At 66.3% G+C, this 25,692-nt stretch carries 24 protein-coding genes; 10 read left to right on the forward strand and 14 right to left on the reverse strand.

Features of this window, described 5'->3' with window-relative positions; all coding sequences use genetic code 11:
* Window positions 1-44 precede the first annotated feature (44 nt).
* Together ACWEFV_RS19715 and ACWEFV_RS19720 are read left to right on the forward strand one after the other, a co-directional pair.
* Window positions 45-1,619: a protein kinase domain-containing protein gene (locus tag ACWEFV_RS19715; RefSeq protein WP_450071372.1), complete on the forward strand. Its 1,575-nt coding sequence runs from the start codon at window positions 45-47 to the stop codon at window positions 1,617-1,619.
* A 100-nt stretch (window positions 1,620-1,719) separates the two neighbouring features.
* The gene (locus tag ACWEFV_RS19720; RefSeq protein ID WP_450071373.1) at window positions 1,720-2,775 is read left to right on the forward strand and encodes a hypothetical protein; all 1,056 of its coding nucleotides are present in this window, start codon (window positions 1,720-1,722) and stop codon (window positions 2,773-2,775) included.
* Window positions 2,776-2,782: 7 nt separating this feature from the next.
* On the opposite strand, the gene ACWEFV_RS19725 is transcribed toward ACWEFV_RS19720, so the two are convergent.
* Both ACWEFV_RS19725 and ACWEFV_RS19730 read right to left on the reverse strand, forming a co-directional pair.
* Window positions 2,783-3,907 carry a hypothetical protein gene (locus ACWEFV_RS19725; RefSeq protein ID WP_450071374.1) on the reverse strand — a complete coding sequence of 375 codons (1,125 nt, stop codon included), beginning with the start codon at window positions 3,905-3,907 and terminating at the stop codon, window positions 2,783-2,785.
* 135 nt (window positions 3,908-4,042) lie between these two features.
* Window positions 4,043-4,363, reverse strand: a complete 321-nt coding sequence (locus ACWEFV_RS19730; protein WP_450071375.1) for a PASTA domain-containing protein — start codon at window positions 4,361-4,363, stop codon at window positions 4,043-4,045.
* Window positions 4,364-4,645: 282 nt separating this feature from the next.
* Here ACWEFV_RS19730 and ACWEFV_RS19735 point away from each other — a divergent pair, with 282 nt between their 5' ends.
* The 3 genes from ACWEFV_RS19735 to ACWEFV_RS19745 are packed head-to-tail and all read left to right on the forward strand — an operon-like array spanning window position 4,646 to window position 7,521.
* Window positions 4,646-5,695, forward strand: coding sequence for an ABC transporter permease (locus ACWEFV_RS19735; RefSeq protein WP_450071418.1), 1,050 nt, complete (start codon window positions 4,646-4,648; stop codon window positions 5,693-5,695).
* 1 nt (window position 5,696) lies between these two features.
* Complete coding sequence (locus tag ACWEFV_RS19740; RefSeq protein WP_450071376.1) at window positions 5,697-6,686, forward strand: ABC transporter ATP-binding protein; 990 nt, start codon at window positions 5,697-5,699, stop codon at window positions 6,684-6,686.
* Window position 6,687: 1 nt separating this feature from the next.
* Window positions 6,688-7,521: an NYN domain-containing protein gene (locus ACWEFV_RS19745; RefSeq protein WP_450071377.1), complete on the forward strand. Its 834-nt coding sequence runs from the start codon at window positions 6,688-6,690 to the stop codon at window positions 7,519-7,521.
* On the opposite strand, the gene ACWEFV_RS19750 is transcribed toward ACWEFV_RS19745, so the two are convergent.
* The 3 genes from ACWEFV_RS19750 to ACWEFV_RS19760 form a co-directional block, all read right to left on the reverse strand.
* The gene (locus ACWEFV_RS19750) at window positions 7,508-8,596 is read right to left on the reverse strand and encodes a galactokinase (protein WP_450071378.1); all 1,089 of its coding nucleotides are present in this window, start codon (window positions 8,594-8,596) and stop codon (window positions 7,508-7,510) included. The genes ACWEFV_RS19745 and ACWEFV_RS19750 overlap by 14 nt on opposite strands.
* Window positions 8,596-9,630, reverse strand: coding sequence for a patatin-like phospholipase family protein (locus tag ACWEFV_RS19755; protein WP_450071379.1), 1,035 nt, complete (start codon window positions 9,628-9,630; stop codon window positions 8,596-8,598). Before ACWEFV_RS19755 ends, ACWEFV_RS19750 begins: the two co-directional genes overlap by 1 nt.
* 151 nt (window positions 9,631-9,781) lie before the next feature.
* The gene (locus ACWEFV_RS19760) at window positions 9,782-10,495 is read right to left on the reverse strand and encodes a TetR/AcrR family transcriptional regulator C-terminal domain-containing protein (protein WP_450071380.1); all 714 of its coding nucleotides are present in this window, start codon (window positions 10,493-10,495) and stop codon (window positions 9,782-9,784) included.
* A gap of 283 nt (window positions 10,496-10,778) precedes the next feature.
* On the opposite strand from ACWEFV_RS19760, the gene ACWEFV_RS19765 reads away from it, so the two are divergent.
* Together ACWEFV_RS19765 and ACWEFV_RS19770 are read left to right on the forward strand one after the other, a co-directional pair.
* Window positions 10,779-10,913 carry a hypothetical protein gene (locus ACWEFV_RS19765; RefSeq protein WP_268952471.1) on the forward strand — a complete coding sequence of 45 codons (135 nt, stop codon included), beginning with the start codon at window positions 10,779-10,781 and terminating at the stop codon, window positions 10,911-10,913.
* 119 nt (window positions 10,914-11,032) lie between these two features.
* Complete coding sequence (locus ACWEFV_RS19770) at window positions 11,033-12,205, forward strand: FAD-binding domain (RefSeq protein ID WP_450071381.1); 1,173 nt, start codon at window positions 11,033-11,035, stop codon at window positions 12,203-12,205.
* On the opposite strand, the gene ACWEFV_RS19775 is transcribed toward ACWEFV_RS19770, so the two are convergent.
* The 4 genes from ACWEFV_RS19775 to ACWEFV_RS19790 all read right to left on the reverse strand — a co-directional run bounded on the left by ACWEFV_RS19775 (window position 12,202) and on the right by ACWEFV_RS19790 (window position 15,588).
* Window positions 12,202-13,542 (reverse strand): cytochrome P450, encoded by a 1,341-nt coding sequence (locus ACWEFV_RS19775; RefSeq protein ID WP_450071382.1) that lies wholly within the window; start codon window positions 13,540-13,542, stop codon window positions 12,202-12,204. The genes ACWEFV_RS19770 and ACWEFV_RS19775 overlap by 4 nt on opposite strands.
* An 85-nt stretch (window positions 13,543-13,627) precedes the next feature.
* A complete protein-coding gene (locus ACWEFV_RS19780) occupies window positions 13,628-14,788 on the reverse strand; it encodes a cupin domain-containing protein (RefSeq protein WP_450071383.1) in 1,161 nt (386 codons plus the stop codon).
* A 94-nt stretch (window positions 14,789-14,882) separates the two neighbouring features.
* Window positions 14,883-15,197: a hypothetical protein gene (locus ACWEFV_RS19785; RefSeq protein WP_450071384.1), complete on the reverse strand. Its 315-nt coding sequence runs from the start codon at window positions 15,195-15,197 to the stop codon at window positions 14,883-14,885.
* Window positions 15,198-15,375: 178 nt separating this feature from the next.
* Window positions 15,376-15,588 (reverse strand): hypothetical protein, encoded by a 213-nt coding sequence (locus ACWEFV_RS19790; RefSeq protein ID WP_135452740.1) that lies wholly within the window; start codon window positions 15,586-15,588, stop codon window positions 15,376-15,378.
* A gap of 490 nt (window positions 15,589-16,078) precedes the next feature.
* On the opposite strand from ACWEFV_RS19790, the gene ACWEFV_RS19795 reads away from it, so the two are divergent.
* Both ACWEFV_RS19795 and ACWEFV_RS19800 read left to right on the forward strand, forming a co-directional pair.
* Complete coding sequence (locus ACWEFV_RS19795; protein ID WP_450071385.1) at window positions 16,079-16,741, forward strand: sensor domain-containing protein; 663 nt, start codon at window positions 16,079-16,081, stop codon at window positions 16,739-16,741.
* A 38-nt stretch (window positions 16,742-16,779) separates the two neighbouring features.
* Window positions 16,780-17,508: a hypothetical protein gene (locus ACWEFV_RS19800; RefSeq protein ID WP_450071386.1), complete on the forward strand. Its 729-nt coding sequence runs from the start codon at window positions 16,780-16,782 to the stop codon at window positions 17,506-17,508.
* A 195-nt stretch (window positions 17,509-17,703) separates the two neighbouring features.
* Here ACWEFV_RS19800 and ACWEFV_RS19805 read toward each other — a convergent pair whose 3' ends face one another.
* The 4 genes from ACWEFV_RS19805 to ACWEFV_RS19820 form a co-directional block, all read right to left on the reverse strand.
* Window positions 17,704-18,807, reverse strand: a complete 1,104-nt coding sequence (locus tag ACWEFV_RS19805; protein ID WP_450071419.1) for a fatty acid desaturase family protein — start codon at window positions 18,805-18,807, stop codon at window positions 17,704-17,706.
* 130 nt (window positions 18,808-18,937) lie between these two features.
* Window positions 18,938-20,416 (reverse strand): glycoside hydrolase family 130 protein, encoded by a 1,479-nt coding sequence (locus ACWEFV_RS19810; protein WP_450071387.1) that lies wholly within the window; start codon window positions 20,414-20,416, stop codon window positions 18,938-18,940.
* On the reverse strand, window positions 20,413-21,390 hold the full coding sequence (locus tag ACWEFV_RS19815) for a glycosyltransferase (RefSeq protein ID WP_450071420.1): 978 nt from the start codon (window positions 21,388-21,390) through the stop codon (window positions 20,413-20,415). The genes ACWEFV_RS19810 and ACWEFV_RS19815 overlap by 4 nt, the downstream gene beginning before the upstream one ends.
* A 38-nt stretch (window positions 21,391-21,428) precedes the next feature.
* On the reverse strand, window positions 21,429-22,562 hold the full coding sequence (locus ACWEFV_RS19820; protein WP_135459850.1) for a glycosyltransferase: 1,134 nt from the start codon (window positions 22,560-22,562) through the stop codon (window positions 21,429-21,431).
* A gap of 567 nt (window positions 22,563-23,129) precedes the next feature.
* On the opposite strand from ACWEFV_RS19820, the gene ACWEFV_RS19825 reads away from it, so the two are divergent.
* Window positions 23,130-23,810, forward strand: a complete 681-nt coding sequence (locus tag ACWEFV_RS19825) for a sensor domain-containing protein (RefSeq protein WP_450071388.1) — start codon at window positions 23,130-23,132, stop codon at window positions 23,808-23,810.
* Window positions 23,811-23,823: 13 nt separating this feature from the next.
* Here ACWEFV_RS19825 and stpK7 read toward each other — a convergent pair whose 3' ends face one another.
* Window positions 23,824-25,623 carry a serine/threonine protein kinase StpK7 gene (stpK7, locus tag ACWEFV_RS19830; RefSeq protein ID WP_450071389.1) on the reverse strand — a complete coding sequence of 600 codons (1,800 nt, stop codon included), beginning with the start codon at window positions 25,621-25,623 and terminating at the stop codon, window positions 23,824-23,826.
* Window positions 25,624-25,692: the final 69 nt, after the last annotated feature.

Raw genomic sequence — 25,692 nt, forward strand, 5'->3', positions numbered from 1 at the left:
ACCCCACGCTACGTTCGCCTGTTCGCCAGTCGAGGAGGCACAGGATGGTCGAGAACAACCCGCGCGTGGGTGGCCGTTTCGGCAAGTACGAGCTGACCGCGCTGCTCGGCCGAGGCGGCATGGGCGAGGTATACGAGGCCGTCGACGTCGACAAGGGCCGGACCGTCGCCCTGAAGATCCTCCGCGCGGAGTTTGCGCACGATGAGCAGTTCCGGACCCGGTTCCTACGCGAGTCGCAGGCGGCGGCAGGTTTGGAGGAGCCCCACGTCGTGCCCATTCACGACTGGGGCGAGATCGACGGGAACCTCTACATCGACATGCGCCTGGTCCGCGGACAGACCCGGCACGACCTCATCAACACAGGTCCTCTCGAACCCCGCCGCGCGGTCACCATAGTCGAGCAGATCGCCGCCGCACTGGACGCCGCTCACGCTCAAGGACTGATCCATCGAGACGTCAAGCCTCAGAACATCATCGTCACCCCCACGGACTTCGCCTACCTGCTGGATTTCGGAATCGCTCAGGCCCAAGGTGATTCGCGGCTCACGCAGGCAGACATGCGGATCGGCTCGTTCAGCTATATGGCCCCGGAACGGTTCGGCGACGAGCCGTGCTCGCCCGCCGCCGACACCTACTCGCTGGCCTGTGTGCTCTACGAGGCGCTGACCGCCGATGCACCTTTTCCCACCCACAGCCACGAACAGCTGATCGCGGCGCACCTCTCCAGCCCGCCCCCACGGCCCAGTACGGCCCACGCGGGAATCCCCACATCCCTCGACACCGTCATCGCGCGCGGCATGGCCAAAGAACCCGACGACCGTTACGGCAGCGCCGGCGCATTCGGTCGCGCCGCGCAACGCGCGTTACACACGACGGACGAGGTGATCGCGGCCAGCGCGGAAACCATGATGGCGCCGTATCTTTCACCACCAGTGCTCACGGCACCACCGGTCTTCGCGCATATGGCACCCGGCACCCCGGATGCCGGCACGCCCTCGCGGCAACCGCTGGTGCCGCTGGCGGCCGTCGGACTGGTGTCTGCACTTCTGCTCGGCGCCGTGGGCCTCGTCATCGGTCTCCTTCTCTCGAAAAACTCTGCGCCGACGGTCAACTCGTCCCCGGCACAGACATCAGCGCTCGCACCACCGCCGAGCGTGACCGTCGCCGGGCCGACCGTATACAAGACGGTGCCGGCACCGACGACGCCGTCCTACACACCGACGGCAGCCCGCAACCCCGAAGTGTCGAGTTCCGCGCAGCTACGGCAGATCTCGCTGGAAGACCACACCGTCGTGAGCACCCAGGGCTCCGATCGATGGGTGCCGCAATTGAGTTCCAAGCGGCCAGGAGTCGTCGACGAAGGTGTCGTATGGAACAACGCATTGACGCTGGAGGAACATCTGCGCCTGCGCCAGGAGTACGACGCCAAGCTGCTGTGGTCTGGCGACTGGTCGACGTTCGATGCGCCCAACTTCTGGGTCACCATCGCGCCGATCTCCTACCCCGACGCGAGCGGGGCATTGGCCTGGTGCAGCTCCCATGGCTTCGACTCCAACCACTGCTACGCCAAGCTCATCAGCAAGACCCACGCCGTCTCGGGCAGCACCGCGTTCAACTGACCTGGTGACGGAATTTAGCGCAACCAGCCCTCGACGAGCGATGTCACAATCGCAGGAAGTCAGCTGAACTCAGCGCCATCCGTCGAAAGGACGTCGTCCGTTGTGGGTTTGGTACAACATCGCCCCGCGGTGGGCTCGTTGGCTGGTCACGTCGGCGTGGATGACGGTGTGGTCCTTGCTGTTCTGCTGGGCAGTACTGCAGCCGCAATACCGTTGGTGGACACCATGGCCGGCCTGGGTCATGGTGTCCGGCCTGGCCGTGTTCGGGCTGTTGGCCGGCATCCTGATCACCCTGCTCACCCAGCCCGTCGTCAACACCTACGCCACCGTGCTGAACGGGCTCACCGCGCCGCAACGCACCGCTGTCGCCCGTGCGGTACGCGGCGAACCGATACCCACTGACCCGGCCGTCCTGACTGCGACCGTGCGGGCCACCGACCTCGCCCACGGATATCGGAACCGCGTCACCCCGGCGCGCCGCCGTCTCAGCTGGGTGCTCATCGGATTGTTCGCGGTTCTGCTGCCGGTCCTCGAATTCGTCGCGGACCGGCCGCGGCTGGGGCTGACCTATCTGGGTCTTGCCGTGGTGTTGGTCGTCCTCCAGGTGTGGCCGGAATGGGCCCGGCGTCGCCGCGAGCCACATCTGGCACGGTTGCGTGCCGCGGCCGACGCAGATCCAGAGGTCGCCGCCGCGGTCGCTCAGGCCGTGGCGCCTGCGGTACCGACGGCCCGTCAGCGCTGGCTTCGAGTCGGTCTGGTCCTCGTGTTGGTTGTCGCAGCCGGACTCGCAACCGCTTGGCTCAGCCACGTTTCCGGCCGCGACTGCCGCACCGCGCGGACAGTGGTGGGCTACATCAGTGACCACCAGGATCTTCTCGACCCCGGCCGGATCGCACCTGGCGGTCCAGACCTGTCCGAGTACCGAGCGTGGTCAGCTCAATTGGGCCGCTATGCCGATCGGGTCGACGACCCGGCGCTCGGCCGGCATCTGCAACAGATCAGTGACCGTTCGGCCGAGGCGGTCGACATCGTCAAGCAGGCCCGCACACCCGGAATGCCCAACGGCGAGATCGGCATCCGACAAATGAGTTACCTCAACATCGTTCAACGACTGGTCGACGCAGATACGCAGCTGCTCGACGAATACAGGCGGTAGACAACGCTCAGCTCGCACGCTGGACAGCCGCGAGTGCCACCCGCTTGGCGTTGTCACCGCAGTTCTCCCCCGCGGGCGCGTTCAGCCAGACCGAGACCACGGGAATTGATGGCGCCAGGTCGGGTGCACCGGTTCGGACGTCGGTCGGTTCGATGGTGACATCGGTCTTGGCGATGACGGAACAGCTGGGTGATTCGGCAGAACTGAAGTCGAGCAGTTGCACACCGTCCTGCTCGCTGCGGACAGGAACATTCCCTGACGGAGACTGGACAACATCGTCGGACCAGACGGCGAGCCCGTACTTGACGATGGCCGACCGGGCCGCGGGGCCGTCAGCGGCCCTTTCCCGTTGCAGCTCACAGACGCTGGGATGCCGCCAGGTGGTCGGCCACTGCGCCTCTGGATTGGGTTCCCACCACTTGAAGCTCACCGCGTGAACGTCCGCCGCAGCGGTACACGGATCGGCAGTGAGAAACCGCGTCGCACTTGAGGACTTGTCGGAATGCACCGGCACCCCGCTCGCTTCGACGTGTGCCGCGACGCCACCCGCGATCACGCCACCGAGTTCACACAGCGCGGAGTCGTCGAATTCCACCCGTCCATCGGCGATGTTGATCGGAGTCACCTCGAGCACGGGATCGCGCATCGACGCGGGCGCGCCTTCCAACCCCGTCAGTGGAATCGGGGCGCGGAACGTGCACATCGACGTCCGCTGCATGACGCCCGGGTGCGCCGGGTCGGGGCTGAATTGCATGTCATTGCCCCGACGCTCACCCGCTGCGACCGAGAGTTCGAGGCCCACCGTCATCGACGGGAAGGCGATCGTGCAGCCGTCTCCGCCGATCGGGAACACCGGGGACACGCCCTCCACGGCGATCGCGTGCGCGGCGGTGTAGGTGTAGCTGAAGTCCTTGTGGCCGTTGTCTTCCAGGGCTTTCCGGTCGACGAAGCCGCACGGATCGATCTGACGAAGCGCGTACAACTCGGCCAGGTGGTCCTGGTCGGTCGGTGTGAGGTCGAGCCCGTAGGTCTGAACTGTCCCAGGAAAGAAGACCTTCGATTGATCCGGCTGTGCTGGCGCTTCTGTCCGGGGGCCGCACGCCGTCACCGATATCCCGAATGCCAACAGCACGGACGTACACACCATCGCTCGCAACATCTGGTCCCCCGGTTCCGTCGTCAACCAGATTAAGGCGGGCCGGCCTACTGCCGACTCAGAGATTTTTGGGGCTCGAAGCGACGGCTTCGAGCCCCATGGGTCACAGCGTCACGGACACTTCTCCGTGTCGATGCGCACCACCCCGAAGTCGATGTCGGTCGACGCCGAGAACTTCGCCCCCGGCGGCGGCGTCGAACTGCACACCTGCCAGTTGCGATCGCTGATCTGGGCCCGGCCCTTGCCGGTGAGATCGGTCGAGCTGCTGAACCACACCTCACCGCGCGTCAGCGACTGGATCGCATCCTGGGCACCCTGCAGATCCATCCCGATCAGATTCGGCATGGTCCACGACGGCGACGCCACCGCCACCGAGCTCGTCGCCAGAGCGACAGCCACCAGACCGATGACCGCGACGAATACACGCTTCATATCAACCTCCTGTTTGAAGTGAACCGCGCATCGTCGCATCAGCCACCGACATTGACGGCGGCGACCGAGCGAGGATCTGTGCGGTCGATGTCAGCCGGGAAGATCGTCAAGAATTTTGACGATCTTTCCGCCCGCACATACCGCCCGAACCGGCCCGGCCGACCCGTCGCAGCTGCCATGACGATCGCGACTGGCCACCCACGTCCCTCACCAAATGCCCGAATAACCGCCACCCGCCACACCCACCTCGGTAACGTCACACACGATGAGCGGGGCACCGACGTGTTGATCGCGGCGTTACGCGATCTGCAGTGGCGCCGACGGCGATTCATGATCGCCGCGGTCGGCACCGCGTTGGTTTTTGCCATGACCTTGGTGTTGACGGGCCTGGCCCATGGCTTCCGCGTCGAGGCCGAACGCAGTGTCGACGCCCTGGGCCTGGACGCATTCATGATCAAGTCGGGTGCAGCCGGCCCGTTCCTCGGCTCGGCACCGTTGCCGCCCACCGCAGTTCAGCTGGCGGCCAAGCTTCCGGGTGTCGTCACAGCCGTCCCGCTGGTGTACGGCTCGTCGACCATCCCCGCCGGCGGCACCCCGCGCAATGTGAACGTGTTCGGAGTCCCGGACCAGGGCCCCGGCACTCCGGCGTTGAAGGACGGCCGGGCCCCCCACGCCCCCGACGAAGTCGCGGTCTCGACGACGATGGACCGCCCGATCGGCGCCGATATCAACGTCGGCGCGTCCAAACTGCGTGTTGTCGGGCTGGTCGACGACCTCACCGCCCTGGCCGCCCAGGACAACATCTACCTGACGGTCCCCGGTGCCCAACAACTGCTGTTCTCCGGGCAGAAGCTGATCTCGTCGGTCGGTATCGTCGGCAACCCGGGCACGGCACCGCCCGAATTCCGCATCGTCGACCGGGCCGGCGCCATCGACGACATGGTCCGCCCACTGCGCGGCGCCAACCAGGCGATGAGCTTGATGGCCGGCCTGCTGTGGGCGGTCGCGGCGCTGATCGTCGGCTCGGTGATCTACCTGTCCGCCCTGGAACGCACCCGCGACTTCGCGGTGTTCAAGGCCGTCGGCGTGGCCACCCGGTCCATCATGGCCGGATTGGCGATGCAGGCCGTCGCCGTCGCCCTGCTTGCCGCCCTGCTGGGCGCGGGACTGTCACTCGTGCTCGGGCCGCCGTTCCCGATGCGCTGCGACGTCCCCACCCTGGCGTTCATCGCGCTGCCGATCGTCGCCGTCGTGATCGGTCTGTTGGCCAGCGTTGCCGGGCTGCGCCGCGCGGTCACCGTCGACCCCGCCCTGGCATTCCGAGGACCCTGACATGGCCGACCTACTCGTCAAAGACCTCGTCGTGGAATACTCCAGCGGCGGCTACGCGGTGCGCCCGATCGACGGACTCGACCTCGAGGTTCCAGCCGGATCACTGGCAATCCTGCTGGGCCCCAGCGGTTGTGGGAAGACCACGCTCCTGTCCTGCCTGGGCGGGATCCTCAAACCGACCGCCGGCCGCATCGAGTTCGGCGATGTCGATGTGACCACCCTGAACAAGAAGGAGCTGTCGGACTACCGGCGCGACACCGTCGGCATCGTGTTCCAGGCCTTCAACCTCGTGCCCAGCCTGACCGCGCTGGAAAACGTGATGGTGCCACTGCGCGCCGCCGGCAGAACGAGGCACGCAGCCCGCGAACGCGCCACGGAACTGCTGACCCGCGTCAACCTTGAGGACCGACTGCACCACCGCCCCGGCGATCTCAGCGGCGGGCAGCAACAGCGCGTCGCGGTGGCCCGCGCGATCGCCCTCGATCCGCCGCTGATCCTGGCCGATGAGCCGACTGCACATCTGGATTTCATCCAGGTCGAGGAGGTACTCCGGCTCATCCGTGAGCTCGCCAGCGGTGAGCACGTCGTTGTCGTCGCCACCCACGACACCCGCATCCTGCCGCTCGCCGACCAGGTGGTGGAGCTCGTCCCGCATGTTGCCGTCGAGCATCAAGGCCCCGAAACCGTGACCATCGAAGCCGGCGAGGTGCTGTTCGCGCAGGGCGAGATGGGCGATCTCATCTACATCGTCACCGACGGCGAGATCGAACTTGCTCGCGAATTGGCCAGCGGTGGTGAGGAAGTCATCAAAGTCTCCGGACCCGGCGACTACTTCGGCGAGATGGGGCCGCTGTTCAGCCTGCCTCGGTCGGCCACCGCCCGCGCGAAGACCGACGCCACCGTCGTCGGCTACACCGTGCAGGCGTTCCGGGAACTGCTCGGCCCGACCGGCGCTCGAAACCTCATCGGGCGATCCGAATCAGAGGACTGATGTGACCGAACTCGACACCCGCGTCGCGGTCTACCTCGACTTCGACAACATCGTCATCTCCCGCTACGACCAGGTCAACGGCCGCAACTCCTTTCAGAAGGACAAAGCCAAAGGCCTGGAGGCCGACAAGCTCACCAAGGCCACCGTCGACCTCGGTGCCATCCTCGACTTCGCCTCGTCCTTCGGCACGTTGGTGCTCACCCGCGCCTACGCGGACTGGTCGGCCGATCTCAACGCCGGATATCGCGAGCAGCTCGTCGGTCGCGCCGTCGACCTGGTGCAGCTGTTCCCCGCCGCCGCGTACGGCAAGAACGGCGCCGACATCCGGCTCGCCGTCGACGCGGTCGAGGACATGTTCCGGCTCCCCGACCTCACCCATGTGGTGATCGTGGCCGGCGACTCCGACTACATCCCCCTGGCCCAACGCTGTAAACGGCTGGGGCGCTATGTCGTCGGCATCGGGGTGGCCGGGTCCTCCAGCCGGGTGCTGGCCGCCGCGTGCGACGAATTCGTCGTCTACGACTCGCTCCCCGGTGTCCCCGCGCCCAGCCCCGAGCCGGAGCCCAAGCAGCAGAAGCGCACCCGCAAGACGGATGAGCAGGACCCACAGGCCCAGGCCACTGCGCTGCTCACCCGCGCCTTGCAGATCGGCCTGGAGAAGGACGACGCCGAGTGGCTGCACAACTCCGCGGTCAAAGCTCAGATGAAGCGGATGGATCCGTCCTTCAATGAGAAGTCGTTGGGTTTCAAGTCGTTCAGTGATTTCCTGCGATCACGGTCCGATGTGGTCGAGTTGGATGAGAGTTCGACGACGCGGATGGTCAAGCTGCGGTAACCGGCCCCGCACCGGCGCCCGCATGAGTCCTGGTGATGGCCGGCTCCGAATATCCGGCATCGCGCACCGCGCGGAACACGGCCGCACCGACGGCATCCACCCGCGCATCCGGCACCAGCGCGATGACACAGCCGCCGAACCCGCCACCGGTCATCCGGGCCCCGAGCGCACCCGCCCGAACCGCAGTTTCAGCGATCAGGTCGAGGTTCGGGGTGGTGATCTCGAAGTCGTCACGCATCGAGGCGTGCGATGCGGTCCACAACTCACCAACCGCGGCGAAGTCCGAAGATTGCATCGCGGCAACGCAATCGAGTACCCGTTGGTTCTCGGTCAGCACATGACGCGCGCGCCGGGTATCGACCGGATCCTTCACCGCCCCGAGCGCCGACGTGCCAGAGACCTCACGCAGCGAGGCCACCCCGAGATCGGCGGCCGCCCGCTCGCAGGACGCCCGCCGGGCCGCATACTCGCCACCGGCGTGCGCGTGCCGGGCCCGCGAGTCGATCAACAGCAGGGCCACTCCGGAGGCCTCGGGGTCGAAGCGCACCGGCTGCACGGTGACGTCGCGGAAGTCGATCAGCATCGCCGCCCCCGGCTCGCCGAACAACGACGCCAGCTGATCGAGCAGTCCCGTTGGCGCGCCGACATACTCGTTCTCGGCCCGTTGGGCGATCCGGGCCTGCTCGACGCGATCGAGATCGACACCCGCCGCCGTGAGCAGGGCACCGAGCACCGCGCATTCCAGCGCGGCCGATGACGACAACCCCGAACCGATCTCGACGTCGCTGGTGATCGTCATGGCCCCGCCGCCCGGCACCGCGATCCCGGCACGCCGCAGGGCCCACACCACCCCGGCGACGTACGCAGCCCAGCTCGTCACTCCTCCCGGCACGGTGTCCAGCCCGATCCGCGCGTCACCGAACGTACTCGACACCGACAGCACACCCGACGAGTCCGGAGCGAAACCCACAACGGTCCGCTGCGGCAGGGCAATCGGCAGCGCGAAACCGAAGTTGTAGTCGGTGTGCTCGCCGATCAGATTGATCCGGCCGGGCGCGGAATATCTGATACTCACTAACGCCGATTCACCCGATGGGCCCGGCGGAAGCGGTCCAGGTAGGCCGGCCAGTCCCAGGTGGACAGGAACTCCGTCGTCGCCGCGTAGCCCTTCTCGTACAGGGCTTCGGCCTCATTGCGGGTGATGTCGAAGTCGAGCACCCCGACTTCGGTCGAATCCACCTGGATCGCACGCACCTTCACCCACGGCTGGCTGAGGTAGGCCTGGTCGTGGCCGACCAGCATGGTGGTGATCAGGCTTTCCAGAAAGGTCGGGCGGCCGAAGCGCAACATGCCCAACCCGGGGATGAGTTGCTCGGCCGTCGGCGCGGGCAGGTACGGCACCACCGTCACCCCGAACGTCGGCCAGCGCGGCTCGGCACCGTCGGGGCGGTCGAAGGTGTCGATCGGGAAGTTCGACAACACCCCGCCATCCACGAGCGTGCACGCCTGCCCGTCAGCGGTTTTCAGCGTCACCGGATGGAACAGGAACGGTATCGCCATCGAGGCCCGCACCGCGTCGGCGACGAGCTGCTCGTCGGGGTCCAGGCCGTAGACCCGCCGGTAGTCCCACGGCAGGCGCACCAGTTGCCCGGTGGTCACGTCGGTCACCGTGACCGTCAGCCGGTAGCGCCGCTCGGGCAGTAGATTCTTGTCGTCGATGGCCAGATCGCCAAAGGTCTTGACGCCCAGATTCTTCAGCTCGCTGCGGATCCAGTCGTACGCGAAGTCACCGCGATAGATACCGGTCTCGCACAGCAGGCCCCACGCCGTGCCCAGCACCGGGATCCGCTCGATCGGCCCGCTGTCGCGAAACTTGCGGTACGGCACGCTCAGCGCCAACTCGTGCAGTTGGTCACTGGTCAATTCATTGCGATGCACCGCCGCGGCGACCACCGCGCCGACCAGTGAGCCGGCCGAGGTGCCCGAGATCCGCTCGATCGCGTATCCCGCGTCCTTGAGCGCGACGATGGCGCCCACCAGGCCGATGCCCTTGACCCCGCCCCCGGAGAGCACGAGGTCGGCACGGTGCGGGGAACGATTCGCAGCCATAGCCCCAGCTTGGCACGCCTGCCTGACAATCAGCCGCAGATCGCGTGACGCATTGGCGCGTACTTGTCGGTGGCGGCTTGTGCGTCCTCCTGTACGCCTGGCGCGGTGCCGGCACGCATCGAACTGCATGACCCGATGTTCTCGGGCGGGGTCACGGTGAACCTGACGCCGTTGCAGTCTTGCGTGAGCCCATGGTGGTCTCCAACCCGATGAATAGCACGTCGAGCCCGCGGTCGAGTTCGGCCGCACCGTCGTAGCACCCCAGCGCGGAAGCCAGTGCGCGTACCTGCGGGAACTCGGTGATGGACAGTCGGTGCAGACCCAGCCGCAGCACATCGTCGGGCTCCTCTGGCCGTTCGACGACCTCCTGCAACTCGGTGAGGATGTGACCGTGCAGGTAGCCGAAGAGCATTCGGTAGATATGCAGGGCATCGGTCCCGGAGAATCCGGCCGTCGTCAGCAGCGTCAGGACGTCCTCCAGCGGCCGCAGCATTCCCGGCGGACGCTGCCCCAACGGGGTGGCCAGCGGACGAGTTACCATCAGCGGCACCACGTTTGGGTGCGCCAGAGCCAACTGCCGAAATTTGTGCGCCACCGTGCGGAGCTGGCCGGCCCAATCTGGGTCGGCGGTGTCGACGCGCAACTGGCCGATCACCATCTCGGTAACCCCGTCGAGCAGCGCGGCCTTGTTGGGCACATGCCGGTAGAGCACGGCAGGATCCCGGCCGACCTCCTCACTGAGCCGGCGCATGGACAGGCCATCGACACCGTCGCGGTCCACCAGACGAAGGGCAGCCTGCAGGATCACCGAACGGTTTATCTGCCCCTCCACACCACGCCGTGGGGCGGTCGCTTGTTTGACCATCGTGACGACTCCTCCACCTGACTGGGGAGCGCCAGATTATGTCGCCTGCCCAAAACGGAACGTCCACATCTTGACAGCAGCCCGGACACTTCTCCACGGCCCTGGCTGGTTTCGCGCACGACCACCAGACCGCACCCTTGGCGCAAGCTCGATCAATACTCAAGTCAACGCGCTCCGATAAGCACTGTCAACACTGTAGGCATACATCGTTGCGGTTGTGGTGGGCCGCGCGTAGGGTCGAGCCATCGGGACCGCACAGGCCCCCAAGTCAAAGGGGCCAACCATGGCTGACAAGTCGCCACGCCAGAGCATGACCAAGAAATCGGGCAAGTCGCTCAAGGAGAAACGCGCGGCCAAGCGGGACAAGGCAGTCGACGCGCACTCGACCGAGGAAGTCCTGCACCACAAGCGGCGCTGAGACTTCGCCAACTCGGCTCGCCAGATAAGCCAGGGGGTAGGAGGGGCCCGGACGTACTCAACGTCCGGGCCTTTCGACGTAAACGCCCGAAACCGCCGCTCACGTAGCATCGAATCGCTATGCGAATCGCCATCAGTGGGGCCGGGGTCGCCGGGGCGGCGCTGGCACATTGGCTGCACCGCACCGGCCACATCCCCACGCTGATCGAGCGGGCGCCGGCATTCCGCACCGGCGGCTACATGATCGACTTCTGGGGCATCGGCTACCGGACGGCCCGGCAGATGGGCATCGAGTCGGCGATCCTCGAGGCGGGCTACGACGTGCAATCGGTGCGCTCGGTCGGACCCGATGGCACGACGCGCGCTGCACTCCGCGTCGACGTGTTCCGGCGCATCATCGGCAATGACTTCATCAGCCTGCCGCGCGGTGATCTCGCTGCGGCGATCTACCGCACGATCGAGGGCCGCGTGCCGACCGTTTTCGGCGACAGCATCACCGGCATCGATCAACACCCCGGCGGGGTGCGGGTGACGTTCGAGAACGGCCCGGCCGACGACTTCGACCTCGTCATCGGCGCCGACGGCCTGCACTCCAACGTGCGCAGCCTGGTCTTCGGGCCCGAGGAGCGATTCGAGCGCTACCTGGGCTGCAAGGTCGCCGCCTGCGTGGTCGACGGCTATCGCGGCGGGACTTCGGATGCCTATCTCACGTACAGCGTTCCGGGGCGCCAGATCGGGCAGTTCACCTTGCGCGGCGACCGCACCATGTTCCTGTTCGTGTTCCGTGACGAGCACGATGACCACGGCATGACGCCAAAAGAGCAGTTACACAAGCAGTTCGACGATGTCGGCTGGGAATGCCGACAGATCCTGGCCGCAGTGGACGGCGTCGACGACCTCTTCTTCGACGTGGTCAGCCAGATCCGGATGGACCGTTGGTCCGACGACCGGGTGTTGTTGATCGGTGACGCGGCAGGCTGCATCTCGCTGCTCGGCGGTGAGGGCACCGGGCTGGCGATCACCGAGGCCTACGCCCTGGCCGGGGAACTCGCCCGCGCCGACGGCGACCACCGCCGCGCCTTCGAGAACTATGAGTCGCTGCTGCGGCCGTTCATCGAGAGCAAGCAGGCCGGGGCCGAACGGATGCTCGGCTTCTTCGCCACCAGAACAAGGTTCGGGTTGTGGTTCCGCAACGTGGCGCTGCGGGCGATGAACCTGAGCCGCCCGGTGGCCGGCCTGTTCACCGGCAGCGTGCGCGACGACCTCGACCTGCCCGGCTACCGGATCGACTAGCGGCGGGCCGACTCCGCCCGATGGCCCTCGACCTCGGACGGCTCCCGAACCGCCCGCACACAGATCCGCGCCCCGCGGTGCGGGACCAACGTCACGTGCTTGACGCGCTGCTGCTCGTCGGCAGCTGTCGTGGCGAAAAGGTCCACCCGGCGCAGGATTTCGCGCAGCACGACCCGCAGTTCGACCATCGCGAACGTCGCGCCCAGGCAGCGACGGTTGCCACCACCGAACGGGAACCAGGTGGTGGGGCCGAGCGCCACGCCGAGCATCCGGTCCGGGTCGAACCGGTCGGCGTCGGGATACACGTCGTCACGTTCGTGCACCAGGCCGATGCCGGGCGCCACCATCACCCCGGCCGGCAGCCGGTAGCCCGCCAACTCGACCGGCTGCTTGAGCACCCGGCCCACGTCGAACACCACCGGCCGGATCCGCAGGGTTTCCTTGGCCACCGCGTCGAGGTACTCGTCATCGCCGTCGCGCGCGGCCCGCACCGCCTTGTCCAGCACCGCGGGATGACGGGTCAACCGTTCCAGCGCCCACGACAGTGCCGTCGCGGTCGTCTCATGCCCGGCGGCCAGCAGGGTCATCAACTGATCGCGCAGCTCACGGTCGGTCATGGTGTGCCCGCCCTCGCCGGCGGATCGCACCAGCATGGCCAGCACATCGGTGCGGGTCGCGACCTCCGGGTCAGCCCGCCGATCGGCGATCTCGGCGTACAGCAGCCGGTCGGCCTCCTCGATGTTGCGCTGCAAGGCCCGCCACGGGCGCCTCCGCCGCAGTCCCGGGCTGGCCAGCGCCAGCGTCTCCCAAGGGCCGACACTGAGCAGCCGTGGCATGACCGACCGCAACGCGGCCAGCCGGGCCGGATCCGACGCCCCGATCACGGTTCGCAGGATGACCTCAAGGGTGATCTCGGCCATCTTCGGGGCTACCGGGAAGGCAGTGCCCACCGGCCAGCCCGCGATGTTCGCGGCGGCGATCTCCGTCATGATCTCGGTCTGGCGGGCCACCGCATCGCGGTGAAACGGCGGGAGCATCTGCCGCCGGCGTTCGTGGTGTTCATCCTCATCGATCACCAGCACCGAGCTGTCACCGAGTAGTGAACTCAGCACCGAATTCGCTTCTCCGGCATGAAAGATCGTCGGATCTCCGGCGAACACCACCTTGATGTCAGCGGGGTCTGCCAGATACACCATCGTGCCCATCGCCGCGACCCGCAACGTGAATACGTCGCCGTAGCGGCGCCCGCAGGCCGAAACGAATCGCGGCCAGTAACGCAACATCAACAACGCCTGCACCAAAGGGGGCAACGGAGGCCCCGGGGGTAACCCCACCATGCCTCCACCCTACGAGCCGATGCCACCTGTTGCTGCGGATACCGACGCCGTGATGCTGGAGCGTGCGATTCTCCGGCCGCGACCGTCAGGCATCGATCGTCAGGAGCCCTTCCCGGACAAGACGTTTGACCAGAACCAGGCGGCCCGGATCGTCCAGATTCCCCGGTAGGTCCTGCGGGGTGAAGGCACCGGTGCCGCGGATGAATTCCAGGTCTTCAGAGACGAATTCCGGCATCCGCAGCGTCTTGCCGTGGAAGGTCAGCTCAGCCTTCCCGCCGGCGACCGCGAAGGTAGACGGAGTCGGCCGGCGCCGCACGCGGGTGTCGAGCCGCAGGTCAGGCGTCGCGGTCAGATCGACCAGGTGCCTGTCCAATGACGCCCCGGTTCGACGGGCGATCACCGCAGCGGCGTTGTCGATCATGTGCGGGACATCGACGCGCGGGCCGAAGGCCTCGATCAGGCCTGCCAGTCGACGCTCGGCGTCCACCCGCGCTTCGCCGCCACAGGCGAAGCCCACCGGAAGCGATTCCCGCAGTTGCGGGTCTCGCTCGATGGCCTCCTCCATGGCCGCGAGCAACACGAACGCCCATGTGATCGGCCGGACGCCCACGGTGAGATGCAGCGATGTCGAACCGACCGACACCGCGTCGTGGCCGAAGCCCCGCGGAATGTAGATGGCATCCCCCGGGTGCAAGTCGACCTCGGCGATCAGATCGCTCCGCGTCGCGCTGACGGGTCGCATCTCCTGCCCCGGCAAGGGCAACCTCACGGCTTCGTTGAACAGACGCCAATGCTTCACGCCGGAGATCTGAAGGACGAACACGTCGTGAGTGTCGTAGTGGGTGTCGAGCCCTTGTTCGTCCGGCGGGGTCAGGTAGGCATTGACCTGGAAAGTAGCGGAAAGCTCAGCCGCCAATGCCCGGCAGAGACGGGCCAGTGAAGGTACCCGCTCCTGCAGGAACTGCAGCGCAATGGTGCATCCCTGTTGAAACTGCCCATAGGTGTCCTCGACATACCCCGGGCTCCCCACCGACACTTCCTCGCCCTTGCGCAGGATGCGCAGACGTGGAGATCTCAGCGGCAACGCAAGGAGGTCGTCGAAACCCGCGAGCGTCATAAAATCGTGGTAGTAACCGGGCTCCTCACGTTTGATCACCAGAGGCGACTGCTCCCAGTGCCGACGTTTGAAGTCTTCGGGGCTGAACGGATGGATCAGACTCGCCAAAGTCAGCTCGGTATCAGTCATCGAGTTCTCCTCGAACGGATCGTGAACGGAGTGCATGGCGGCAACCCCTCGCTGCCACCATGCGACCGCTGGTCAAATCGATTGCGCTGCCGAGCTAATGCGGAAGATCACCGCCGTGTTCGGGACCACCGTCGTTGAAAGCGTCGGTGCCGTCGTCGTTGTCGGCCCAGAACGGATCTTTGTGTCGCCGCTGTGATCGGGCCGCGCCGGCAGTGACCACCATCTTGTCGAGGAGAACGGAGCTCGGCACAGTGAAAGTCACTGCCACCGACTCGATGTCACCATCTCCGAGCGTGGCACGCTGCACTGTGAACGTCGTCTCCTCGGAGGAGCTGAACTTCTTGCGCAACCGGTCGGCTTCCTGCTGGACAGGGTCGACGGCCTTGTGAGTATCGGATTTCTCGGTCATTTCAGGCACTCCTACTGGGCTGTACCGTGGCCCTCCACGGCAGGTTCGGTTCCTGCATTGCGATGCTCACACCGAACTGCCCGGCGGCAATAGAGTAGTGCGCTACTCGTTCCTGGGCGGAAGCCCGCACAGCCGGAAGCCCGGACGCTGGCTGCGTCCGGGCCCCGCCTCCCCTGGCCTACTTGGCGTGGTTGTTCTGGTGGTGGTGATGAATCGAGGACCCGGGCTGCGGCATGTTGTGCTGGTTCGGGAAAGCCTTGTGCGAGCTGACCGACGGGCCGGTGTTGGCGACGGAAGCGTCGGCGTGAGCGGTGGCGGCGCCCAGGGCGATCAACGCGGGGGCGGCGGCGAGGGCGAAACCGGCGGCGATGCGGCGGGTGATGGTGCTCATGTCGACTCCTTTGTCGGATAAGGCTTTTGGTGTTTTTGTCCGGTGTGTTCCGGCGTTGAAATAAGAATGCGCCGATCTGATCCGCGGCTGTATCGACCGACCGGCCCCTCCACCGGACGAATCCCGTGTCCCCCGATCGGGGGAACGAGCAGGCTCGCCGGCGCGCGAACGCGCTGCGGGCTGCGGGCTGCGGGCTGCGGGCTGCGGGCTGCGGGCTGCGCCGTTTTCTACCCCCGGGTCGTGGCAACTCGACCATCACGACGCGGGCGTAGAAACGGGCGCGAACATCCGACAGAGCAGCTCACCGATTTCCACCCACGGGTCGTTGACTACGCAGACGAGCGGCCGTGGCGTAGAAAACGACGACAAGGGAGACCTGCTGGCCGGTGCAAAGGAACGAGCCAGTTGTCACCCACTGACCACCAAATTGCCGTCTGGCGCATTCCGGGTTCGCGATTAGGATCAGCAAACAGATCCAAGGGGGGACCTGATGGGCATCGATCTCAAGGCGGCCGGCGTCACGCTGTGCGCGGTCCTACTCGCCGCCTGCACCCCGACCGTCCCCGGCTCCGACGGCACTCACGTCGACGTCCTGGGCAGCATGATGGCGAGCGAATCCGAGATCAACACCGTGATGAACGCCAAGGTCCGGCCCAAGACCGCGCTGCGCAGCCCGATGACCAACGCCAACTACGAGCCGCTCTCCCGTCCGGAGTGCATCGTCGTCATCGGCAACGGGATGGAGTGGGTCTACGGCGACAGCGGCTACAAAGAGTTCCGCGAAACCCAGCTCGCCGACGACGCCGACGATGTGGAGGTCGACCAGGCCATCACCAGGTTCGACACCCCCAAGGCCGCCGAGGCCATGGTGGCCCGCACCGTCGACATCTGGCGCCGCTGCGGCGACGACACCCTGACGTTCAGCTACGACGGCGGCGAGACGCGGGACGCCCGCCGGATGGGCGTCCCGACCGTGCTCGACGGTGTCAACATCACCCACGACGACCCGACGGATGTCACCGACCGCATGACCCACCGCGCGATCCTGGCTGTCGACGCCTTCGTCGTCGACCTGCGGATCAGCGGCTACACCATCAACGACCAGCAGACGGTCCAGCTGGCCAAGATCATTGCCGGCCGCAACGCACTCTGACCGGCCTACGCTGGTCACAGGAGTGCGAGGACGACAACATGACGAGCGATGTGGTGAGTCAGAGGGTCCCGAAGACCCTGCGTTCCCGGTGGATCGTGCGCAGCGCCGCCGTCATCACCGACACCCTGTTCTCCGACGTCTCGGAGTGGCAACGCCCGGTCGACGACACGTACCCGTACCAGGTGCTGTCGATCCGGGTCAGCGACGGCACCTACCGCGACCACAATTTCGCGGCCAACTACGCCTGGATGCGCAGCGCATTGGGTTCCGGGCGGCTGGTGTTCGGCATCGTCTACACCTACTGCCGGCCCGACTGGCAGGCCAACGCCGACACCGTGCGCTCGATGATCGAGGCCAACGGCGGCCTGCACCCCCGCGTCGCGCTCATGCTCGACGTCGAACAGGGCGGCAACCCGCGCGGTGACGGGTCGGATTGGATCAACCGGCTGTACTGGGACCTGGCCGGGTACACCGGTAACCGCGCCCGCATCATCGGCTACGGCAATGTGAGCGACCTGAACAACATGTGGCCCACCAAACCCAGCGGCATCAGGCTCATCATCGCGGCGTACGGCAGCAATCCCGACTATCCCGGCAAGGTCGCCCACCAGTACACCGACGGACGAGGGTTCAGCCCGGGATTGCCGCAGGGCGCCCCACCGTTCGGCAACTGCGACATGAACTCGGCCGACGGCCTCGACCCGGTGCAATTCGCCGCGGCCTGCGGTGTCTCAACCCCATCACCGGATGGCACTGAGCTCGTCTGACGGGCACGGTCAGCGAAATCGAAACACACTGAACCACAATGGATTACAACCGACGATCCGGCCACGTTGACACGGCCCCGATAACGGCGTCTACTGGGGGTACAGGGCGCGCCACCCGATGATCGACAGCTTCTCCCTGTTCGACCACCAACGGCACAGGGACTGCAGAAGTGAAGTTCCTTTTCGGGATCCCGGTCAGACGGGTGGCGCAGCTCGAAACAGTGATCGCCACCCCGCATTGGGCAGTGCGAGTTTGAAGATCGTCCGCAGCGTCTGCAGATACTGGCGGGCCAGAGAACCGCTGGTGTAGGGCAAGTTGTACTTCTCGCACACGTCGCGCACCCGCTCGCTCACCTCTGCCATTCGGTTGCTCGGCAGATCCGGGAACAAGTGGTGCTCGATCTGATAGCACAGGTTTCCACTTGAAAATGCCAGCACCGGACCGGCTTTGAAGTTCGCCGCACCCAGCATCTGTCGCAGGTACCACTCGCCGCGACTCTCCTCCTGCAGCGTTTCCGGGCCGAACCTCTCCGCGCCGTCGGGGAAATGACCGCAGAAGATCACCAGGTACGCCCACAGATTGCGCAGCACGTTCGCACCCAGATTCGCGACAAGCGTCCGCTTCCAGCGCCCCAGGCTCAGCGCCGGCAGAATGACGTAGTCCTTGCTCAGCTGGCGGCCGACCTTGGCGCGCAACTGTGCTCGCGCGGCGTTCTTTCCGTCCTCGGTGTCCGCGCGGTCCCGGGCGGAGTAGAAGTCGTGTAGTGCGATTCCCCACTCGAAGATCATGGCCAACAACACATTTCGCAGCGGTTGCACCAGGTGCTGAGGTTCCCATTGCTGGTCACGGCTCATCCGCAGGATGCCGAAGCCGAGGTCGTCGTCCACGCCCAGCACGTTGCTGAACACGTGATGGTGGTAGTTGTGCGAGTAACGCCACTGCGCAGACGGGCCCACCATGTCCCACTCCCAGGTGGCGGAGTGAATCTCGGGATCGTTCATCCAGTCCCACTGGCCATGACCGACGTTATGCCCGATTTCCATGTTCTCAACGGATTTCGCGTAGGCCAGCGCAGCCGTCCCAGCCAACAGGCCGGTCTTCGACCGGGTGCCTGCGATCAGCAGCCGTGCGACCACCTCGAGCGCCCGCTGGAACACGATGGTGCGCCGAATGTAGGCGGCGTCCCTCGCCCCCAACGACTCCTCGACGTCGCTGCGGATGGTGTCGAACTCGGCACCGATCGCGTCGATGTCGGTACGGCTCAACTTCGCGTATGCCGCGATATCTCTGATTGTCAGAATTCCCGGTCCGTCTGTGTACGGCGGCATGGTCCGGGCCACCTGGGTGAAAGTACTTTCAGCCTAGGTGGTGATACCGATCCCTGCCACCACACCAGGTCGAGCACCCGTGACCGGTGCCCATGCTGCGCTACGCGCGCAATGCGCCCAGCAGTTCGGGCAGGGGAACAGTGGCGATGCGGATGGCGGAGTCACCGACCCCGAACGGCAGCACCAAGGTGTCGGCGTGCACGAGCGCGCCACACGAGTACACGACATTGGGCACGTAACCGTCGCGTTCGTCGTCCGCCGCACTCAGCAGTGGTTCGGTCAGCCGACCGAGAATCCGGGTCGGTTCATCCAGGTCGAGCAGGAGGGCCCCGATCCGGTAGGTGCGCATCGGGCCGACGCCGTGAGTGAGCACCAGCCACCCATCCTCGGTCTCGATGGGTGGACCGCAGTTTCCCAGCTGGAGCGCCTCCCAGGGCTGCGTCGGCCGCTGGCACGGCAACGAGCTCGTCCACACCGCCGGGTGCTCCGAATAGGCGATGGTGTTCGATTCCCGGTCGGATCGCGACATGGCCGCGAATCGTCCGCCGATCCGGCGCGGAAACAGGGCAAGTCCCTTGTTCGCGGCGGCCCGTCCGACCATCGGCACGGAAGTGAACGACCGGAAATCAGTGGTCGCAAGGAGCTGTTGACTGATCTGCGAGCCGCTGTACGCCGTGTAGCTCGCGTAGTACCTGACCGCACCGTCGTCGTCGACGAAACGTACGAACCGCGCGTCCTCCACTCCGGCGGCTTCAGCGCCGGTAGCAGGCCACAGCACGCGTTCGGAGAGTGCGGTATCGCCGGAGAACTCGACCCCGTACGCGCGGTCCGCGATCGCTCGGATCGACGCGATCGTCGCCGGTGCATGCCTGCGGGTGCTGCGATGTCGCTGCAACTGTTCGAGCCGCTCATCCAGGTCGGCACGGGTGAACCGATCGCCGAGCGCGTCGAGCACATAGTCGGACGCCTCGCCGCCATCGTGCAGCCAGGCCAGCTCGCTGCGGAACACATCCGCATCGAGGAGTGTCGGCACGGTCGCACCGGCGGAGGCGAACGGTGCCGGGTCGTCGACCACGACGCCGCCGGCATCGTCGACGGTGCCGGTCCGGAAGCCGATCGAAGACCGGTGCCCCTCTCCTATCCCCCGCACACTCATCACGAATCTCACACTGCCCGTGGCGATTCCGGATTGGTCCGGGTGCACGACGATGCTGGGGTTGCACAATGCGGCACCCTCGATCGCGTATTCGTTGGTGAACACCGCGCCGAGCAACAACATTCGAGACTCGGACAGCTTCGAACCGGAAGCGAGCCGGTCGGACAGTTCGGCGGCGTGACGCCGAAACGTGTCGATGAGGCCGCGGTGGCGATCACCGTATCCGAGAAGGACGTCGTCCAGCGCCGACAGCACCTGGGTCTCGTCCAGATCCAGGATCCTGGTGAGAACCTTGCCGGCCCGGGATTCCTGATGCTCGAAACCCTCCTGACCCGGTACGAACAGCTGCGTGATCACCCGTGAATGGTCAGCTCTCAACCACTGTGGACTGCGCGTGAGGGCTACCGGCCGGATCGACGTCATGGGGAGACGGGAGAAAAGCGTTGCGCCTGCAGAAAAGTCGAGAGCGCCGCCAGCGTCGACTCGGCACCCTGGTTGCGGTTCACCCCGTCGGCGTGCAACCCGTCGAATCCGCCACCGGTCTCGGGATCCCACATCAGCTCGCCGATGTCGTTGGCACCCTGAAACCAGGCGGCAGCGGCCCGCACGGTTTCCGGCCAGATGGCGCTCGGATCAACAGCTGCGGCGCGGGCACAGGCATCCGCCAGTGCAGCGACCTCGATCGGCTGCTGGTCGAATCCCGGTCGCGGGTCATCGACGCCCCAGCCGCCGGCGGGTGTGACCGACAGGTGATCGTCGGCCGTCTCGCGCTCGACCAGCCATGCCAGCAGGTCCAGGCCCCGGTTGTACAGCGCCGAGTCGTCGATCGCGACGCCCGCGGCAATCATGGCCTCGGCGAGAACCGCATTGGCGTAGGCGAGTCGCGGTTCGGGCCAGGGCCAGGCCGGGTTACCGGTGGGCGCAGGGATACCGGCGACGTAGTCGGTGATGAGTGCGAGGGCGGCACTGTGCCCGGGTTGGGCGGAGAGCAGCTCAGCCGCTCCCAGCACAGCGAACGCCATCGCCCGTGGCCATATCGACCGCTGCTGCGCGGCACGCTTGAACTGGATGACCGCCATCTGGCGGACCATGCCGACATCACTGTGCGCAGCCGCGGTGCCCAGGCCCCACAGGCAGCGGCCCCAAGAGTCCTCCAGCGCCGGTTCGTCGACCCACGTGCCGGTGCGGTCCATACGGTTGTGGCAGGCGCCGGTGAGCGTCTGCGCCTCGTTGAGGAAGCGCATCGCCACACCCGCCAGACGGTTCAGGTCACTGTCGGGGCCGGGTGCGCGGGTGGCGACGATCAATACGCGCGCCATATCGTCCGTGCAGTAACCGTTTTCGGCTCTCGGTTCAGCCAGTCGGGCATGTTCGAAGGTGCCGCTGCCGTCCGTCATCCGCAGCAGGTGGTCGAACCGCGGAATCGGCAGGTCGGTCACTGGCGTTCCGATCGCTTGGCCAGGATCTGCCGTGCCACCGACTGGTACGAATTCGCGACGACGGACCACGACATCGCGGGCGCCAGCCGACGAGCCTCGGCGGCCATCGCGCCGGCGAGGCGCGGTTGGGTGAGCACGCTGCGCAGGGCGGCGGTGAGCGCCTCCGGATTCCCGTGCTCGACCGCAATGCCGGCCCCACTCCCGAGTAGCTCGACGGCATGCGGAAAGGCGGTAGCGACAACAGGCCGCCCATGGGCAATCGCGTCGACCAGCACCCCGGACGTGACCTGCTCGGTCGAGTCGTAGGGCAGTACCACCACAGCCGCGGCCCGGAGCTGAGCAGTCAGCGACCGCGCATCGAGGTAGCCGGAGTCGAAGTGCACTGCGTCGGCGAGGCCACTCAACCGTGCCTTCTCGATACAGAAGTCGCGGTACTCCTCGCCATCGGCAGCCAGCACCTTTGGATGGGTCTGGCCGGCCACCAGGTACCGTGGTCGGCCGTTGAGCTGATGCAGCTCGCCCATTGAGTCGATGACCCGCTCGATACCCTTTCCCGGCCCGAGCAACCCCCAGGTCAACAGGGTGGGTCTGCCGCCGCGCTTGGTCTGCGCGGGTGCCGGGACCATCGCACCGTGCGGGATCGTGGTGACCTTGTGTCGGTCAACGTGGAAGCCGAGACACAGTCGCCGGTGGGCCGCCTCGGACATGACGACGACCCGGTCCGCCAGCGCCGCCACTACCTCGAGTAGTGAACGCTGGTGGGGCGTCGGATCTTTGAGAACGGTGTGCACAACGACGATCGACGGGATGTCGAGGTCACCGATGATGTCGACAATCTCGTCGCCGTCCAATCCCCCGTAGAGGCCGTACTCGTGCTGGATGACGGCAATGTCGTTGTGATTGAGCAGATCCGAACTGGCAGCCATCGATGCCTCGGATCCGTTGACCAACTCGCCGACCACCCGACCGTCGCCGGACGGCGAACCATCAGAGACTCGAACGACACTCACATCCGCACCGGTCGCGGACAAACCGCGCGTGAGCGATGCGCTGAACGTCGCCAGACCGCAAGGAGTCGGCGGATACGTGCTGAGGATCCCAACCCTGAGAGAGTCGGGATAGGCGCGCACCGCGGTAGGGCCCGCCGGCAAGTGCAGAACGGACGGAGCACTCAAGATGAACCCGACATGATCTGGGCGCGAAGCACTTCCCCGGCGGTCAAGGCCGCGATTGAAACTTCTGAATCGTCAGCGCTTTTCGGCTTTGACGGCCCCATGTCTGCGTGATTGCCGATTACCCGCGGCTCGGTGATGTGCGTAATGACTGCCCTCGCTTCGGCTCGCGGCCGACATCTCGGGCTACTCCGAGCACGTCAAGACCGACGTGAATGAACTGAACCGAATTTCGCGATACCGCAGGAAAACTGATTGCTCTCCGCTAGCGCTTGGATCGATTGTGCCTAGTGACGGGATCCGGGCCAGAGCCCTAGTCAACGCTGCACCACAGGCATTGTCAACTGCACGGGTCCGCCTTGCCCGGAACTGGTATCACCCGCGATACCGCTTCCCGGGATCGAATACCGGCACTCCCCTGGTGCTGCTGTGACCCGTGTGATTGCGGATGTTCAGCGCATCCTCGAACGCTGCGCCCGGCCCCTCTGACAGATTACGATCAGCAAACACGGGCAAGGGGGTCAGATGGACGTGCAACGAGTGGTCGTCCCCGTCATCGCGGCTATCGCGCTGGCGGGTGCCGCCCTCAGCGGGTGCAGCACCAAGCAAACCGGCGACGACGGCAGTCCACAGGTCGACGTCCTCGGCAGCATGCTCGCCAGCGAATCCGAACTCAACACGATCCTGGCCACCACAGGGCTGCGCTCCAAGACCGCGCTACGTCAGCCCGCCAGGCTCGACGCCGACGAGCACGCGTCGCGGCCGGTGTGCCTGGCTGTCATCGGCAATGCCATGGACGAGGTGTACCGCGACAGCGGATTCCGGCAGTTCCGCGAGTCCCTGTTCGCCGACGAGGGCGACGACCTGGAGGTCGATCAGGCCGTCACGGCCTTCGATACCCCCACGGCCGCAAAGACACTCGTCGCCCGCACGGTGGACACCTGGCGGCAATGCGCCGGGGACAACCTTGCGATCAGCTACGACAGCAATCGCCGGCCCAGTACCTTCGTGCTCGGCAACCCGAGCGTCGTCGACGACATCGACGTCACCAATGAGCAGTCACCGACCAGCCCGCAGCAGGGCAGCCGCCGCGCGATCCTGGCCGTCGACAACGTCGTCGTCGATGTGCGGATCACCGGAACCAACCTGACCGACGGCCAGGTGGTGCAACTGGCCAAGGCCATCGCCGGCCGCAACGCGGTCTGAGATCCGAAAATCCTTAGTGGAAGGCACCATTGATCACCGGCTGGGTGATCATGCCCTTCTCCACGCCCCACATGGTGGCGATCGTGCGGTACTCCCCGGTGTTCATCACGTGCTCCAGCGCCAGCCGCAACGACTCGGCCAAACCGGACCCCTTGGCCACGGGCCAGCCGTAAGGCGCGGAGTCGAACACCTCACCGGCCGGCTCCAGCGCACTGCCGCTGAGCTTGATCGCGAATCCCGCGACAGGTGAATCGGCGGTCATCGCGTCGACCTCGCCGGCGATCAGCGCGGCCGTCACCTCGTCCTGATGGGTGCGCACCACTTTCTCGATGGGCGGCAGCCCGGCCGCCACGCAGGCATCCGATTTGGCCGGGATCTCCTGAGTCTCCTGAATCGTGCTGTACGCCACGCCTACTCGCAGCCCGCACGGGGATCCGGGATCGGCCGACGATCCGGCCCGCCGCGCCCACAGCGTGCCCGCCTGGAAGTAGGTGACGAAGTCGGCCTCTTTCTCGCGCTCGGCGGTGTCGGTGATCGAGGACATCCCGACGTTGAAGTTGCCGTCCTGAACCGACGGCAGAATCCCCTCGAAACCGGTCTCGCGGAAGTCGGGCACCAACCCCATCGTGCGCGCGACGGCCTTCATCAGATCGATGTCGAACCCGACGATCTCGCCGCTGGAATTCTTGAACTCGTTGGGCGCGTAGGGCATATTCACCCCGATCACCAGTCGCCCGGAGCCGCGGATCCCTGACGGCACCGTCTGCGCGATCTCGTCCACCGCACCCGTCGGCACCTGCACCGGACCGGACCCGGCTGAACCGGCCACATTGGCAACACGGCCCGAACCGTCATCGCGCAGCTGCCACACCCCCACCGCGCCCAGCGCCGCCACCAGAACGGTCGCTCCGGCGATAACAGCCACCTTCTTGGACACCCGCGCCCGGGTCGGAACCCGCTGTGCCGAATGGCGCCCCGACCGCCCGCCCGGTCGCACGGGCACCGCCGACGCGGCGCGCGCCGCGGCTGCCAGATCCCCAGCGGTCTGATAGCGCTTGGACGGCTTCTTGGCCATGCCCTTGGCGATCACCTCGTCGAAGGCCGCCAGGCGCGGATCCTTGTCGGACGCCCGCGGCGCCGGGGACACCATGTGCCCGGCGATCTGCTGCTCAAGACTGTCCCCTGGATAGGGCCGCACTCCAGTGAGGCATTCGTAGAGCACGCACGCCAGTGCGTAGATGTCCGAGCGCGGATCGGCCTTCCCGCCTTCGAACCGCTCCGGGGCCATGTACGCCAGCGTGCCCACCGTGCTGCCCGCGGTGGTCACCCCCACGTCGTCGGCGCAGCGAGCCAACCCGAAATCGATGAGATAGACGAAGTCGTTGTCAGCGATCAGGATGTTCGACGGTTTGACGTCCCGATGGACCAGCCCCACCCGGTGGGCGGCGTCGAGCGCCATTCCGACCTGCTCGACCATGCTCACCGCAGCAGCCGGCTCCATCGGCTTCCCGGTGTTGGCGAGCATGGCGCCGAGGTTGCGTCCCTCGATCAGCCGCATGTCCAGGTAGAGCCGGCCGTCGATCTCGCCGTAGCCGTGGATCGGCACCACATGCGGATCGTTGACCCCGGCCGCGGCATGCGATTCCTGCCTGAACCGCTCCTGGAAAGCCCGGTCCTGGGCCAGGTGCGGCGGCAGAACCTTGAGCGCGACGACGCGATCGGTGTCGGAATCGTAGGCCTGGTAAACCTCACCCATCCCGCCCCGACCGATCAGCTTCTGCAGCTGATAGTGCCCGAATGGGGTCGAATCCACCGTTCAACTCCTCCGGAGCGGCCAATTCGGCGTCGGCATGTCGATCGAAGTTACATCACGTTTGCCGCA

It is taken from the genome of Mycobacterium sp. NPDC004974 (assembly GCF_053600815.1).